At 33.4% G+C, this 14,638-nt stretch carries 14 protein-coding genes; 10 read left to right on the forward strand and 4 right to left on the reverse strand.

Going from position 1 to position 14,638, the window contains the following annotated elements; translation table 11 throughout:
* Window positions 1–162: 162 nt before the first annotated feature.
* Together AC4FRF_RS11540 and AC4FRF_RS11545 are read right to left on the reverse strand one after the other, a co-directional pair.
* Window positions 163–702: a DUF4136 domain-containing protein gene (locus AC4FRF_RS11540; protein WP_491159709.1), complete on the reverse strand. Its 540-nt coding sequence runs from the start codon at window positions 700–702 to the stop codon at window positions 163–165.
* A gap of 87 nt (window positions 703–789) precedes the next feature.
* Window positions 790–972, reverse strand: coding sequence for a C1orf53 family protein (locus tag AC4FRF_RS11545; RefSeq protein ID WP_491159710.1), 183 nt, complete (start codon window positions 970–972; stop codon window positions 790–792).
* 67 nt (window positions 973–1,039) lie between these two features.
* On the opposite strand from AC4FRF_RS11545, the gene AC4FRF_RS11550 reads away from it, so the two are divergent.
* The 4 genes from AC4FRF_RS11550 to hemL all read left to right on the forward strand — a co-directional run bounded on the left by AC4FRF_RS11550 (window position 1,040) and on the right by hemL (window position 4,541).
* Window positions 1,040–1,375 carry a hypothetical protein gene (locus AC4FRF_RS11550; RefSeq protein ID WP_491159711.1) on the forward strand — a complete coding sequence of 112 codons (336 nt, stop codon included), beginning with the start codon at window positions 1,040–1,042 and terminating at the stop codon, window positions 1,373–1,375.
* Window positions 1,376–1,438: 63 nt separating this feature from the next.
* Window positions 1,439–2,335: a 1-aminocyclopropane-1-carboxylate deaminase/D-cysteine desulfhydrase gene (locus tag AC4FRF_RS11555; protein WP_491159712.1), complete on the forward strand. Its 897-nt coding sequence runs from the start codon at window positions 1,439–1,441 to the stop codon at window positions 2,333–2,335.
* Window positions 2,328–3,164, forward strand: coding sequence for a glucosaminidase domain-containing protein (locus AC4FRF_RS11560; protein ID WP_491159713.1), 837 nt, complete (start codon window positions 2,328–2,330; stop codon window positions 3,162–3,164). The genes AC4FRF_RS11555 and AC4FRF_RS11560 overlap by 8 nt, the downstream gene beginning before the upstream one ends.
* A gap of 90 nt (window positions 3,165–3,254) precedes the next feature.
* Window positions 3,255–4,541, forward strand: a complete 1,287-nt coding sequence (gene hemL / locus AC4FRF_RS11565; RefSeq protein ID WP_491159714.1) for a glutamate-1-semialdehyde 2,1-aminomutase — start codon at window positions 3,255–3,257, stop codon at window positions 4,539–4,541.
* 49 nt (window positions 4,542–4,590) lie between these two features.
* On the opposite strand, the gene AC4FRF_RS11570 is transcribed toward hemL, so the two are convergent.
* Window positions 4,591–5,034, reverse strand: a complete 444-nt coding sequence (locus AC4FRF_RS11570; protein ID WP_491159715.1) for a DUF4890 domain-containing protein — start codon at window positions 5,032–5,034, stop codon at window positions 4,591–4,593.
* Between the two features lie 247 nt (window positions 5,035–5,281).
* On the reverse strand, window positions 5,282–7,741 hold the full coding sequence (locus AC4FRF_RS11575) for a TonB-dependent receptor (protein ID WP_491159716.1): 2,460 nt from the start codon (window positions 7,739–7,741) through the stop codon (window positions 5,282–5,284).
* 413 nt (window positions 7,742–8,154) lie between these two features.
* Between AC4FRF_RS11575 and AC4FRF_RS11580 the strand changes: the two genes are divergently transcribed.
* The 6 genes from AC4FRF_RS11580 (at window position 8,155) to AC4FRF_RS11605 (ending at window position 14,580) form a co-directional block, all read left to right on the forward strand.
* Complete coding sequence (locus tag AC4FRF_RS11580; protein ID WP_491159717.1) at window positions 8,155–9,204, forward strand: MFS transporter; 1,050 nt, start codon at window positions 8,155–8,157, stop codon at window positions 9,202–9,204.
* Between the two features lie 25 nt (window positions 9,205–9,229).
* Window positions 9,230–11,446: a molybdopterin oxidoreductase family protein gene (locus AC4FRF_RS11585; RefSeq protein ID WP_491159718.1), complete on the forward strand. Its 2,217-nt coding sequence runs from the start codon at window positions 9,230–9,232 to the stop codon at window positions 11,444–11,446.
* A gap of 21 nt (window positions 11,447–11,467) precedes the next feature.
* The gene (locus AC4FRF_RS11590) at window positions 11,468–12,037 is read left to right on the forward strand and encodes a 4Fe-4S dicluster domain-containing protein (protein WP_491159719.1); all 570 of its coding nucleotides are present in this window, start codon (window positions 11,468–11,470) and stop codon (window positions 12,035–12,037) included.
* A 10-nt stretch (window positions 12,038–12,047) separates the two neighbouring features.
* Complete coding sequence (locus AC4FRF_RS11595) at window positions 12,048–12,569, forward strand: QcrA and Rieske domain-containing protein (protein WP_491159720.1); 522 nt, start codon at window positions 12,048–12,050, stop codon at window positions 12,567–12,569.
* 11 nt (window positions 12,570–12,580) lie between these two features.
* Window positions 12,581–12,838, forward strand: coding sequence for a DUF6755 family protein (locus AC4FRF_RS11600; RefSeq protein WP_491159721.1), 258 nt, complete (start codon window positions 12,581–12,583; stop codon window positions 12,836–12,838).
* Window positions 12,839–12,975: 137 nt separating this feature from the next.
* Complete coding sequence (locus tag AC4FRF_RS11605) at window positions 12,976–14,580, forward strand: LVIVD repeat-containing protein (protein ID WP_491159722.1); 1,605 nt, start codon at window positions 12,976–12,978, stop codon at window positions 14,578–14,580.
* Window positions 14,581–14,638: the final 58 nt, after the last annotated feature.

Raw genomic sequence — 14,638 nt, forward strand, 5'->3', positions numbered from 1 at the left:
TTGCAGGAGGTTTGATAAATGTATTTGATTACTTATTTACATAACACTCCGCCACTATTGTTGAATAATAATGTTGATTGCGATACGTATGCTAATAGTGTTTTTCATTTTCTTAGTTGAAATACAAATATATCAATTTTATGCTTCAAATTTAAAGAAGACTTATTTTTTTGATTGATCAGGAGGGTATTGTGCTAAAATTTTAGCCACAAATTCATTGATTTGTTTTTCTTTCTCTCTTCGGTTTTCGGTTAATACTCCAATTCCTTCACCTTCCCAGATTAATTCTTTTTTCTTGGCATCAATTAAATCAATAAATAGTGTACCTTGGGTAGATGAAGTAACATAGTTGTTGCCTCCCCAGAAATAAGGATTCCAGCCCCATCCCCAACCGTATCCCCAACCCATATTGAATTGGTTTACGTCAATTTGTTCTCTTTCTTTAGTGAAAATATTTACGAGCAAGTCGGGATTTTCACTTTTAGTCATTCCTTTTAGACTTAATTCGTTGTCAATTGCACGTAGAATTCTTTTTTTGTCTAATCCGGAAATTTGAACTTTGTCAATTCCACTTTTGTGAAAAGCATAGGTTTTGTATTGCGTAAAATCAGCACGACTGTCGTAATCAGAGTTGACTCTTATTGAGCTACAGGAGCTCAATATAAAAAGAAATAAAAGCGGTAATATTTTGAATGTTTTCATAATGCAATTATTTGATTACTAATATATAATTAAAATTCAGGTTCTTAATTTATATACGATTAAAACAGCAGCTAAGATTTTAAACAGTTAATTTTGTTTCTTGTTTGTTCCTGTTTTTTTATCGTATCCGTAAGGGCAATGGCGGCATCCACTTTTGCAACAATAGCCTCTTTTTAAATGATATTTCTCTGTAAAACATTTGTATCCTTCGGCAGTGTAATAGAAATCTTCGCCTTCTATTAATTTATTTTCATTACTTTGTCCTATCATTAATAGATTGTATTTCTGTTTTGTTGTTATACTGTGTAATTACACAAATTTATAAATTTAAAAGCCAATGTTTTTTGTCGTTAACAAGTATTTAATACCAAAGGGTTTCCGTGGTTTAACGGCTTATCCATTTGTATTTTTAAAATATCGTGTAGACAAAGAAAATCCTGTTTTTGTCAATCACGAACGCATTCATTTGAAACAGCAATTAGAATTATTAGTACTTCCTTTTTTTGTGTTGTATTTTCTAGAATTCCTATTTCGCTTGTTAAAATATAACAACAAAAATCGTGCCTATCGAAATATTTCTTTTGAAAGAGAGGCATATACAAATGAATCGGATTTAAATTATCTTAAAAATAGACCTCTTTTTAGTTTTTGGAAGTATTTATTTAAAGATTAGAATCATTTGGGATTTCTGATTTATTTTGGTAGAAGTTTTACCTTTGCAGAAATTAAATTTAGTTTGAACCAAGATCTTCAAATATCATTTCCAAATTCTATTTCGATTACTATTAAAAGGGAAGATTTGCTTCATCCTGTGGTTTCCGGAAATAAGTTTAGAAAGCTTAAGTACAATTTGCTACAAGCAAAAATTGAAAATAAAAAAACGCTATTAACTTTTGGAGGAGCTTTTTCAAATCATATTGCTGCGGTTGCTTTTGCTGCTCAAGAGCAAGGTTTTAAAAGTATAGGTATTATTCGCGGTGATGAATTAAGAGAGAAAATAGCAAGTAATCCTACTTTGCAATTTGCTCAGGAATGTGGAATGCAGTTTAAATTTGTTTCTCGAGAAGCCTACCGATTAAAGAGTGAGGCTACTTTTTTAGATTCTTTGCAACAGCAATTTGGTGATTTTTATTTAGTACCCGAAGGAGGAACAAATCAATTAGCAATACAAGGTTGCCAGGAAATTTTAACAAAGGAGGATAGCAAGTTTGATTATATTTGTTGTGCGGTAGGAACTGGTGGAACCATCTCGGGAATTATCAATAGTGCTTTGCCACATCAAAAAATTTTAGGATTTCCTGCATTGAAAGGAGATTTTTTACAAGATGAAATCCGTATTTTTGTGCAGAATGAAAATTGGGAGCTGATTAGTGAGTATCACTTTGGTGGATATGGAAAAATAAATGAAGTATTAATTCGTTTTATTAATCAGTTTTATTTAGATGCTAAAATTCCACTAGACCCTATATATACAGGGAAAATGTTTTTTGGTGTTATTGATTTGATTCAAAAGAATTATTTTCCAGCACATTCAAATATTTTACTCATTCATACTGGTGGACTGCAAGGAATTCAGGGAATGAATGAAAAACTAAAAAACAAACAATTACCAATAATAGCTATAGATGTTTAAGAAAAGCCTACTTTTATTTATTGTGTTCACGCTTATTAGTTGTCATGCTACAAAATCTCCAATTGTAACAACCAAAAAAGCAGCTAGTAAAAATACTTCCTATTCTTCTAGAAATAAAAAACCGATAAAAAGCAGGAGCGAGGTTATTGAATCATCTTCAAGGACAGTGGTGACCAATGATGTTGTTAGTAATTATGTGTTGCAGTATAAGGATATTGCAATGGGTAATATGAAAACTTATGGAATTCCAGCTAGTATTATTTTGGCACAAGGAATATTAGAGTCAGGTGCAGGAAGAGGAGATTTGGCTGTGTCGGCTAATAATCATTTCGGAATCAAATGTCATTCTGATTGGACAGGTGATTCTGTTAGACATGATGATGATGCGCGTCAAGAGTGTTTTAGAAAATATGATAAAGTAGCCGAATCGTACAAAGATCATGCTTTGTTTTTAACGGGTAAAGGCAGGTATGCCAGTTTGTTTACATTGGACAAAGATGATTACGAATCTTGGGCCAAAGGTTTAAGGAAAGCAGGCTATGCAACAGATCCAAGATATCCTGATAAATTGATTTCTTATATAGAACGGTATAATTTAGCACAATATGATGCTTTGGTTTTAGGTACTAAGTTTGTGCCAATTGAAAATCAGAATTCAAGAGTTGTAAATATGAGTCCTCGAAATGATGAGGTTTATTACGAAGTGCAAAAAGGAGATACATTGTATTCTATTTCTAAGAAATACAATGTGTTAGTAGACGATTTAAAACAAAAAAATAAATTATCAGACAATACCCTTTACATTGGTCAGAAACTGAAAGTAAATTAATTACAAGTTTAAAAATAAAAAGGAGTAAGTAAGAAATGAAGGTTTTGTATCTCCAATTTGAATTCTCCAATCTGAAATCCAAAATAAAAAATGTTATATCAAAGAAGTAGTCAGCTTTTTGCTGAAGCAGAAAAAGTAATTCCGGGAGGAGTAAATTCGCCAGTTAGAGCATTCAAGTCAGTAGGTGGAACGCCTATTTTTGTAAAACAAGCCAAAGGAGCTTATTTGTATGATGAAGATGGGAACCGATTGATTGATTATATTAATTCATGGGGGCCAATGATTTTAGGTCATGCATACGAACCAGTAGTACAGGCAGTAACGGAAAAAGCTAAGTTAGGAACTTCTTTTGGAATGCCTACAGAATTAGAAACTCAAATAGCAGCTCTAGCTGTTGCTATGGTTCCTAATATTGATAAAATTCGTTTTGTAAATTCAGGAACTGAGGCTTGTATGAGTGCTGTAAGATTAGCACGTGGATTTACAAAAAGAGATAAAATAATAAAATTTGCAGGTTGTTATCATGGACATTCGGATTCTTTCTTGATTCAGGCTGGAAGCGGTGCTATGACTTTTGGAACACCTAATAGTCCTGGAGTAACTGCTGGAACAGCTAAAGATACTTTGTTAGCTACTTACAATGATTTAGATAATGTAAGAAATTTAATTGCAGCAAATCCAAGCGAAATCGCAGCTATTATAGTAGAACCGGTTGCTGGAAATATGGGTTGTGTGCCTCCTGTTAAAGGGTTTTTAGAAGGGCTACGCCAATTGTGTTCTGATAACGGAATACTACTTATTTTTGATGAGGTGATGACAGGTTTTAGATTAGCTAAAGGTGGTGCTCAAGAATTATTGAACATCAATGCTGATATTGTTTGTTTTGGAAAAGTAATTGGTGGTGGTTTGCCTGTGGGGGCTTTTGCTGCTCGTGAAGAGATTATGAATTATTTAGCGCCACTAGGTCCAGTTTATCAAGCGGGAACTTTATCTGGTAATCCATTGGCAATGGCTGCTGGATTAGCTATGTTGGAATCTTTGAATAGCGAAGCAGCTATTTTTCAGAGATTAGAAGAAAAAACAGCTTATTTAGAAGCTGGAATTCACCGAGTATTAAAAGCTAATAATATTGTTTATACTATTAATAGAGTTGGGTCGATGATTTCGGTTCATTTTGATGCAAGTCCAGTTGTCGATTTTAAAACGGCTGCTAAGGGAGATAATGAAACGTTTAAAAAATTCTTTCATGGCTTATTGCAGGAAGGTGTTTATATTGCGCCATCAGCTTATGAAACCTGGTTTATTACTGATGCTTTGACTTATGAAGATTTAGATTTTACGATTAATGCCATTGATAAAGTAACTAAAACTTTATAATATTTAAAGAGCAAAAAAAAGCTTCGAGTTGTGTCTCGAAGCTTTTTTTTTAGTTTTCCATGTCACCACCACCTTGTGGTCCGTCACCCATTCCTCTACCTTGTCTTTCGCCCATTCTTTGCTGCATTCTTTGCTGCATTTTTTCTTGACTGCTTTTCCATTTTGATAATTGTTCAGGAGTTAAGATAGCAGCCATTTTTTCTTCCATAGCTTTTCTTTGTTCAGCCATCATTTCTCTACCTTGACCTTTTTTGTCTTTCATTTCAGCCATTTTAGCCTCTCTGTTTTTGGCTTCGTCAGCGTAAAGTTGCTTAAGTTGCTCTTGTTGTTTAGCGTCTAAGTTTAATTCCTTAGTCATTCTTTCAACACGTCTTTCGTTGCGCTGCTCTGGAGTCATTTTTCCCATATCAGCCCTTTGTGGTCTTTCTTTTTTGTCTTGTGCAAATGTTGATACACTAACAACCAATAATGCGGCAATAATTAATTTTTTCATTTTTTTAAAATTTTGATTTTTTGATTTTTGTTAAATGTTATTGTTGTAAGATGGTAATTCGGTAAAAAGGTTTAATTGTTAACATGAAATTAATAATGTTAAAGTTAATTTATTGTTGAATTATTAGTCTTGCTTTGTTTTTTTATCACTTTTTAAACCAAATAATGACTTTTTTTTTATTTGTAATGAATTGATTTTTAACGGTTTGTTTTCTGGTAATTTTGATTTAAAAGAAATAATCTGTTTTTTATTGAGTTTGTTCTTTTTTAATGGTATAATTGGTTTTAACTACAATTGGGATACCTGTATTGGTAATACCTTCTAGGCTAATTTTTATATTAGAACTAACATCACTATTGTAATAATTAATTTCAGTAGTTCCCTTTTCATTGGTTTGAACATAAGGATTCCAGTACAAAGTGTTTCTAATGTCAGGTTCTTCGCTTGCTATGTTTTTGTTTTCACTATAATCAGGAGAATAAAAATATCGGGCGTTTTGGTAACCGGAAATTTGTTCGCTTATAGAATGGAAAACCTTTTTACTACTAGTAACACCTCCACCTTTTTTGGTATAGATAAGGATTGCTCCATTTCCTCCACGAGATCCCAAAATTGCTGCTCCGGGCCCTTTTATAGCTTCAATTTTAGCAATATCATCGGTAGAAATACTGTTTAAAAGATCCATATCTGTTTCAATACCGTCTACTAAAATATAAGCAGGACCATTGTATCGGTTAAATTGAATTGTATTGCCAGAAACGGTAACATTAGGAATAGCAACTTGGATCATCATAAAAATATTGGAGTAGTGTGGTCCATTTTCTTCGGGAATATAAGTGTAGTCCGCAAAACCATATATACTTGGTCCGGTATCTTTTTCTTTTTTTTTGGCTTTGATTACAACATCATTCAATTGATTTTCTTCAGGTATATTAAAAAGGATATTTTTCTCATGAATGTTTTCTCTAAATTGATTTATTGATTTTTTTTCAGATTCATTAATAGTTGTACCGTTGAAATGGCTTGCTATGGCTGGATTGTAAATCGAATCTAATACAAGCATTCCGCTGTTTTTCCCTTTTTCATTTTTAGTATTTAACAGCATCATTGTTTTTCCATAAAACAATAGATTTTCAAATTTAAATTTTCCATTACTATCTGTTGTGTCATCTAGTATTGTTAAATCATTTTTTTTTATTAAAGCCAGTTGCACGGAACTATTTTCTTTAGGTGCATCGCTAAGTAATCTTTTTACTTTTCCATAAATAGAAATTCCTTTTTCGGCTTTGTAAGCTGGATTTTCATCTAAAGCGGGAATTTTTTTCCAAATAAAATCGCGCCATCCTTGGGTTAGTAATAGTAAATCTAAATGAAAAAAACGTTCAGGATTTGAAGCGTCAAAATAATATCCAGGATTGTTTACTTTTCCTCTAATATCAGATTCCATAAGAAAATAAGAACAGATATTGCTATTGTAGTCTAAGTTGTTTTCCGTTTTTCCATTATCAGTTACCGCTAGGGAATAGCTTGCAATTAAAGGAGCACCCTGCTGATCTTTGGCCGAAAAATTCAAACTTACTTTTTCTCTAGGAGTATATAGCGATTTGTCTGTTGTTAAAGAAATAGCCATATTGTTTTTCTTTTCAATATAGACTAATCTTTCGGTTTGGGGTTTGTATTCGTCATCATAGAATGTAACTTGAGTAATGCCTTCAGGAAGTCGGTCTTCGGGTAATAAGAAAGAAAAACTAGTTTGGTTTAAAACTTGAGAGCTAGTGTAGTAGTTAATTCCTCTTGAGGTACAAATCATGGTTAAATTTGTATTCGGATTTTGATTTAAAGTTTCAGTGTTGGTTTTAATGGACATAATATTTTTGTCTTTAACTTGTTTAAGACTTAATATATATCCTGTTTTTAAGGCTTGTGGAACAGTAATTTTTATTTGCTGATTGTCAGCGCTGGTGATTTCAGCAGTGTATTGTTGGTTTTTTTCAGGAGTGAGGATAAATTTTCCCATACCATCATGTTGACTTTTTAATAGGCTTATTTTTTTTCCACTTCCATCATATACAATGCCTTCCACTTCTATGGGATTTCCATATTGATCCGTTGCTTTAAACGCTACATAGCTGTTTACTCCTTCTACTAATGAGCCCCCTTCCGGGAAAAAAGCAACTTGCAAGTTTTTTTTATCTTCTGCTTCAATGGCATTTTTCTTTTGGTTTTTCGATAAAACAGTGTTTTCTTTAGTTGCAACGTTGGTTTCGTTACTAGGTGTAATGACTTGAATTTCTTTGGTATACACAAAATCATCTCCATAATTACGCATCCAATTTGTATAAGCTCTTAATTGGTATTTTCCTGGTTTAATTCCGATGGAATCCGACAACATAAAATCGCCATGACCTAAACCGCCTTCTAAACGTGTAATATTTCGAGCTATTATTTTGGATTTAGGCGAAACAAGTTCTACATAAAGTATTTTACTATTATCAAATAATAGGTTATTGTAAGCATATACAGTATAAGCTTTGTACCATAATGATTCTCCTATGGTATAATAATTTCTATCGGTATGTAGGTATACTTTTTCGATATCAGGAATGGACGTTTTTTTTGGGGGGCTTACAATACTGTCGTTTTGTGCCAAAGTAATTAAGGGATTGACAAGGAATAAAATAAGGAATAAGGCAATATTGTTTCTCATAATTTTGGTGGTTTTGGTTTTTTGTAGAAAACAAAAATGGTTGATTTTATTTCTACAAATTTTTGGCTCTTATTTAATAAGCATCTTGTGTTAATAGACTTACTTTTTCTGATTTGGTTTAATTAGGTTCAAATATAGTTTTAATCTTGCAAATTGTTAGGATGATAAATTTAGATTATTGTTTTTCAAAACTCTAATCTTTCTTGTTGATATACGTATGTAGTACGTATAGTTTTATAGTTAAAATGTTAGGATTAAGAATATAACATATTTTGTTTTTTTTGTGTCGGATAAAATACTTAAGTAATTTTACTTAGATATTTCGTTTTTAATTATACTTTTGTAAAATGAAGTATTTTTTAAAAAAGAAGATAAGATTTCAGAAATGAGATTGTTTTAAAAAGTAAAATTAAATGAAAAATAGAACTTACAACATAAAGGCTTTTCTAATTGCAACTGTATTATCTGCGTTAATGGTTGTTTTGGTTTTTTATGGTTCGAGAGAATTGCAAAATTTTGATGCTGCTTTAGTTACCTATTTATTTGGAACTGTATTTGCTTTTTTTGGTATTGTATACCGTTATTCTGTTTGGTTGCAACGTCCACCTACGTGGATGTATTTTAAGAGAGGGGTTTGTTTCTTGTTTACAGGAAAAGTTTTTTCTCATTTTTGGTTTGCTTCTAAAGAGACTGTTTCCAATCTTGCTTTTCAAAAATTCATTTATCCTAGAGGAAAATACCGTTGGATGGCTCATTTTATGATTGCAGTTGGTTGTACTTCAGCTTTTTTAATTACCATTCCATTGACCTTTGGTTGGGTTCATTTTACCATGGCAGCTAATTCTATTTCAGTTTATGAAGCGCACTTTTTTGGATTTAAAATCATGGAATTTGATTTGGATTCATTCATGGCATTTATGACTTTCCACGCCTTAAACTGGTCTTCTTATTTGGTGATTTTTGGTTCAGGATATTATTTAAGACGACGATTGACCAATCCTGGTTTGATTGCAACACAGTCTTTTGAAGGCGATTTGTTACCATTAATATTATTGATAGCAATTTCAGTTACAGGATTAGGTTTGACCTATTCCTACGAATTTATGAAAGGCTTGGCTTTCGACTTTTTAGCCGTTTTACACGCGGTTACTGTAATCTTATTTTTAATATGGATTCCGTTTGGAAAGTTCTTTCACATTATACAAAGACCAGCACAAATTGCTGCACATATTTATCATCGAGTAGGAAAACAACAAGGAATGGCGGTTTGTGAGCATACCGGAGAGGAGTTTACCACAAATTTGCATATCAAAGATTTAAAAATATTGACAAAAGAATTAGGGTTTGATTTTGATAGAGAAGATGGAAGTTCCCATTTAGATCTAAGTCCAGAAGGTAAAAGGTCTCGATTAGCACAAGCCCATTTGAAAGCAAGAGAAGAAGGTGGTAAATTATTTGGATAATTCAACGAAGTAAAAGAAAATAAACATGGCAAAATTACCTGTTTCAGAAGAGCATATTATTACGCAATTTGGTCCACACCTAAATTATAGCCCTAAAGAAGGTTATGAGGGAAGAGATGAACCAGACCAGTTGGTTAAAACCCATTGCTGTTTTTGTGGGATGCAATGTGGAATTCAATTGTCAGTTAAAGAAAATAAAGTGGTAGGTTTTGAACCTTGGATGGAATTCCCTTTTAATGAAGGAAGATTGTGTCCCAAAGGAGTACAACGTTATTTGCAAAACAACCATCCTGACCGATTATTAGGTCCGTTAAAAAGAGTAGAAGGGCAAGGTTTTGTACCTACATCTTGGGATGAAGCCATGACAAAAACCGTTAGGGAAATACAACGCATTCAGAAAGAATATGGTAATGATGCCTTCTCAGTCCTTTCTGGAGTTTCATTGACAAATGAGAAAAGTTATTTGATGGGCAAATTTGCTAGAGTAGCTTTAAAAACTAAAAACTTAGATTATAATGGACGTTTGTGCATGGTAAGTGCTGGAGCGGGAAATAAAAAAGCCTTTGGTTTAGACAGAGGCTCTAATAATTATTCGGATTTAGAATATGCTGAAGTCATTATTGTGGCTGGAGCCAATGTTAGCGAAACTTTTCCAACATTAACGCATTGGATTTGGAAAGCAAGAGACAGAGGAGCTAAGCTGATTGTGATTGACCCGAGAATGATTCCGCTGGCTAGAACAGCTGATCTTCATTTGGATGTGCGTCCAGGAACCGATTCGGCTTTGTATGGTGCCATGTTGAAATATTTGGCAGATCATGATATGCTAGATCATGATTTTATTAATAATCATACTTCTGGATTTCAAGAAACCTTAGATGCGGTAAAAGATAATACACTAGAATGGGCAGAAGAAATTACAGGAATTAAGAAAGAAAAAATCCAACAAGCAGCTGAATTATGGGGTAGAGCAAGTACGAGTTTCTTGCTTCATGCCCGTGGAATTGAACATCATTCGAAAGGAGTGGATAATGTTTTGGGATGTATCAATTTAGTTTTGGCAACAGGAAGAATTGGTAAGCCTTATTGTGGTTATGCTACTATTACTGGTCAAGGAAATGGGCAAGGAGGTAGAGAGCACGGTCATAAATGCGATCAATTGCCTGGAAATAGAGATATAGAAAATCCAGAACATCGTAAATATATTTCGGATGTTTGGGGAATTGATGAAAAAGATTTGCCAGGTAAAGGGTTGTCGGCTTATGAAATAATTGAAGCCATTCATAGAGGAGAAATCAAAGGTTTGTTGTCTATATGTTTCAATCCATTGGTGTCTTTGCCTAATAGCAATTATGTTAGAGAAGCCTTAGAAAAGTTAGAATATTATGTATGCATTGACTTTTTCTTGAATGAAACTGCTCGCCATGCTGATATTGTTTTGGCAGGCTCGTTGCAAGAGGAAGAAGAAGGAACAACAACTTCAGCAGAAGGAAGGGTTATTCGAATAAGACAAGCGGTAACGCCTCCAGGAGATGCAAGAACAGATACTTCGATTATTTTAGAATTAGCCAAACGTTTGGGGGTAAGAACCAAATTTGCTTTCGAAAATAGCGAAGAAATTTTCAATGAACTGCGTGTGGCCTCTAAAGGAGGAACTGCCGATTATTATGGAATTACATATAAAAGAATAGAAGCTGAAATGGGGGTTTTTTGGCCTTGTCCAGAAATTGGGCATCCTGGAACTCCTCGTTTGTGGGAGGACAGGAAGTTTAAAACTCCTGATGGAAAAGCGCATTTTAACCCAGCGCCATATAAACTTCCCAGCGAAGTAACCTGCGTTGATTTCCCTGTAATTTTAACTACGGGACGTGTGGTTTCGCAATATTTAAGTGGAACACAAACGCGAAGAATTGGAAAGTTAGTCGATCAATATCCAGAACCTTTAGTAGAAATCCATCCTAATTTGGCTCAACAATACGGAATCAAACAAAGAGAATTAATCCGAGTTTCTACGCGAAGAGGCGAAGGAATTTTTCCAGCTAATATTGTGGAGACTATCCGAGAAGACACCGTTTTTATTCCGTATCACTGGTCAGGGAAAAAATCGGCAAACCAGTTAACGCCGGGTACTTTGGATCCTATTTCTAAAATTCCAGAATTTAAAGTTTGTGCTTGTCATTTGGAACCATTAGGCAAAATTGCTCCGCCTTCAAAAGAATCAACAGCTTATGCTAGTGTTTAATCTATAAAGAATTGATGTAAGATGAACTATACCAGTTTTAATAAAAATGAAGAGTTTTTTGTAGATATGCAGCGTTGTATAGGTTGCAAAGCCTGCGAATTGGCTTGCGCCGAATGTGAAACAAACGGTCAGGAATCTATGATTCATGTTAATTATGTAGATCGTGCGGCTACTGTTCAAACCACGGTTCAGGTGTGTATGCATTGTGATGATCCAGTTTGTGCTAATGTATGTCCTGCCGATGCTATTTCTAAAGACGAATTTGGAATTGTGCATACTGCTAATACGGAGCGTTGCATTGGTTGTTCCAATTGTGTAATGGCTTGTCCTTTTGGTGTACCAAAAAAAGAAGAAAATTACGATTTGATGATGAAATGTACCATGTGTTATGATCGTACGAGTGTAGGTAAAAAACCAATGTGTGCAACAGTTTGTCCAAGTGGCGCTTTGTTTTATGGCACCAAAGATGAAATTCAGGAAATGCGTCCAAATAGTACACCTGTTAATAGTTTTATTTTTGGGAAAGAAATTGTGAATACCAAAGTGAATATTATGATGCCTAAAGGAAGCACAGAATTAGTAATTTATTAGTTTGAGATTCATGTCTAAAAAAGAAGAAAACTTAAATAAAAATTGGAAGAAAGATTTTCCAATAGAAAAGCAACAAGCAACCAATGTAAGTCGACGAGATTTTGCTAAATTCTTGACTTTGGTTTCTGGTGGATTGATGGTAGGTAGTGGATTAGTTGCTGCCAAAGCATATATGTATCCTAAAGAAGAAGTAGAAGGAGAGCATTTTGTATGTAAAAAAGAAGAAGTGCCATTAGGAGGAACACGAGCTTTTGTTATTGAAGGAAGTACGATTCCTTATATATTAATTCATCTGGAAACTGGCGAGTTTAAAGCCTATGAGCAAAAATGTACCCACCTTTCTTGTTCTGTTTTTTACAAGCCAGGGACCGGAATTATTCATTGTCCTTGTCATGAAGGATCTTTTGATGCTAAAACTGGAAATGTTTTAGGTGGTCCGCCACCAAGAGCGTTACCTAAATTAGATGTTTTTTTCAAAGACGATGCTATTTATGTAAAAGCAGCACAAGAAGAGAAAAGTAGAATAATGTAAAAAGAAACAGTATGAGTAATTTTAGAAGAGGTCAGAATCAGTCAAATCCTAATAAGTTGAATGCTATTCTTTCCACATTAATTTTTATATTAATTCTGAATGTAACCATTCAAATTTGGTTGCTGTATGCTGCTTTGAACAATGCTCTGGATAATAATATAGAGATTCTTATTCCTGCATTTGTTGCCTCATTTGGATTGTTTTTAGTGGGAACTATTTTATTGTATTATATGCCAACAGGGAATACTACAATGAATAAAAGACCCTAACAAATAAAAAAAGAACTCTAATTAGAGTTTTTTTTGTATCGATTAGATGAGATGTTGGTTTATTAAAGCATAAAAGTTACTGTTTTTAAAATTGAAAGAATAATATTGTATTTTTGCGTACCCCAAAAATATAAAATATGAAAAAAATTGTACTTGCATTGTCACTTTGTGGCTTGTTTTTAATCCAATCTTGTCAATCTGACGACAGTTCTGGAGGAGGTAATGAAAAAGTTATTTTAAATACAAATTCTAAAACCCTCAATAATAGAATAAATCTTAGTGGTTCAGGAGTTTTAGACTTAGTTACTTCCTCAAGTATTACTGGTAAAACTACAGAAACTGAAGCAGGAACTTTTCCAATGTCATTATTAGCCGAGGTTAAGCCTCCAACTTATAATGGAAAAACATTAATGGCAACTCATGTTGATGTTAAAGATAATTATGTTTATGTGTCTTATAATACTCAAGGTGAGGCTTATTTAGGAGGTATTGATGTTATTGATATTAGTATTCCTAATAATCCTAAATTAGTAGTTCAGGCTATTTTACCCAATGTAGATATTAGCACCGTGCTTTTTAATAACGGTAAATTATATATTGCTGGTGCGGTTGATGTAGATTTCAATAATGTACCTAGTCCGGCTTTTGTTGCTCAGATGCCTTTGCAATCGGGATTACTGACTAATGATTATGTGTTGAACTCCTTAGTGGGGTATGTAGGTACAGGACTTGCTGTTGCCGATTCAAAATATTATGCTGTTTCTGGAAATAATGGTATTCTTGCTAAATTAGATAAAACTACTAACACGATTGAAACTACAATAGCTGTTGATGATTTGAGAGCTTTAGGTCGTATCGATAATAAAATTGTAGTATTGAGTGGTACAGAGGGAGTGATGATTTACAATGCAGGAACCTTAAGCTTAGAATCTTCATTTGTCACCCCTGTTGATGTAGCTGAGGCAAAAAGAACAATTGATTTTCAAGGAAATAATGTCTTAGTCGCGCAGGGAGCTTCTGGTTTAGGTATTTATAATTTAAGTGGAGTTTTACAACAAACATTAGCTGTTCCAGCAGTTGTTGGTGATGTTGATCAAAATGATGTGGTTACTAATGCTGTTTCTGTAAATGGTGATTATGTATATGTAGCAAACGGTGCGGCCGGAATTACCGTGTATAAAATAACAAATGGTAATCTAAGTTTATTGGGAACAATTGATCTTTCAGGTTCTTCTAATTATGTAAAAAGTGTGGGAGATTATATCTATGTAGCTAGTGGGAATGGCGGATTAAAAATCATCAAAAAAGTTACCGTTTCTGCTATTGATTGCAGTAGTTTTGCAACTTACAGCGGAGGAGAATGGCTGAATGTGAATTCGGGTGATAATTTTAGTTACAAAGGTTCAGCTTCATTACAGGGAATAAATGTAAATGATAAACTTACTTTTTGCGGATCTCTTGCAGTAGCTCAGGGAATTAATGTTAATAGTGGCGGAGTATTCACAATGAAGGGATCAATGGCTCAGGGTAATTATAATAACCCTTATTTATCCCTTAATATAAATGGAACCATGAAAATTGAAGGTAGTGTTGTAATTTACGGTAACCTTATTATGAATAGTGGAGCTAAATTAGAATTCTTGGGTTCTGATTCTGAAATTACTATTTATGGTTCAGTTACAAAAAATAATGGAGTAACTATTACAGGAACTTATAAAGATACTTTTAATAAATTGAAATAAGTAAAAATAAAAATTCATAAAAAAATGCTGTTTTCAAATTTTGAAAACAGCATTTTTT

The organism is Flavobacterium sp. ST-158 (assembly GCF_058309975.1).

What these genes read in the sequence shown, in the direction of transcription:
- AC4FRF_RS11540 (WP_491159709.1), bottom strand. Translation starts at nt 702, where the DNA reads ATGAAAACATTCAAAATATTACCGCTTTTATTTCTTTTTATATTGAGC.
- AC4FRF_RS11545 (WP_491159710.1), bottom strand. Translation starts at nt 972, where the DNA reads ATGATAGGACAAAGTAATGAAAATAAATTAATAGAAGGCGAAGATTTC.
- AC4FRF_RS11550 (WP_491159711.1), top strand. Translation starts at nt 1,040, where the DNA reads ATGTTTTTTGTCGTTAACAAGTATTTAATACCAAAGGGTTTCCGTGGT.
- AC4FRF_RS11560 (WP_491159713.1), top strand. Translation starts at nt 2,328, where the DNA reads ATGTTTAAGAAAAGCCTACTTTTATTTATTGTGTTCACGCTTATTAGT.
- hemL (WP_491159714.1), top strand. Translation starts at nt 3,255, where the DNA reads ATGTTATATCAAAGAAGTAGTCAGCTTTTTGCTGAAGCAGAAAAAGTA.
- AC4FRF_RS11570 (WP_491159715.1), bottom strand. Translation starts at nt 5,034, where the DNA reads ATGAAAAAATTAATTATTGCCGCATTATTGGTTGTTAGTGTATCAACA.
- AC4FRF_RS11575 (WP_491159716.1), bottom strand. Translation starts at nt 7,741, where the DNA reads ATGAGAAACAATATTGCCTTATTCCTTATTTTATTCCTTGTCAATCCC.
- AC4FRF_RS11580 (WP_491159717.1), top strand. Translation starts at nt 8,155, where the DNA reads ATGAAAAATAGAACTTACAACATAAAGGCTTTTCTAATTGCAACTGTA.
- AC4FRF_RS11585 (WP_491159718.1), top strand. Translation starts at nt 9,230, where the DNA reads ATGGCAAAATTACCTGTTTCAGAAGAGCATATTATTACGCAATTTGGT.
- AC4FRF_RS11590 (WP_491159719.1), top strand. Translation starts at nt 11,468, where the DNA reads ATGAACTATACCAGTTTTAATAAAAATGAAGAGTTTTTTGTAGATATG.
- AC4FRF_RS11595 (WP_491159720.1), top strand. Translation starts at nt 12,048, where the DNA reads ATGTCTAAAAAAGAAGAAAACTTAAATAAAAATTGGAAGAAAGATTTT.
- AC4FRF_RS11600 (WP_491159721.1), top strand. Translation starts at nt 12,581, where the DNA reads ATGAGTAATTTTAGAAGAGGTCAGAATCAGTCAAATCCTAATAAGTTG.
- AC4FRF_RS11605 (WP_491159722.1), top strand. Translation starts at nt 12,976, where the DNA reads ATGAAAAAAATTGTACTTGCATTGTCACTTTGTGGCTTGTTTTTAATC.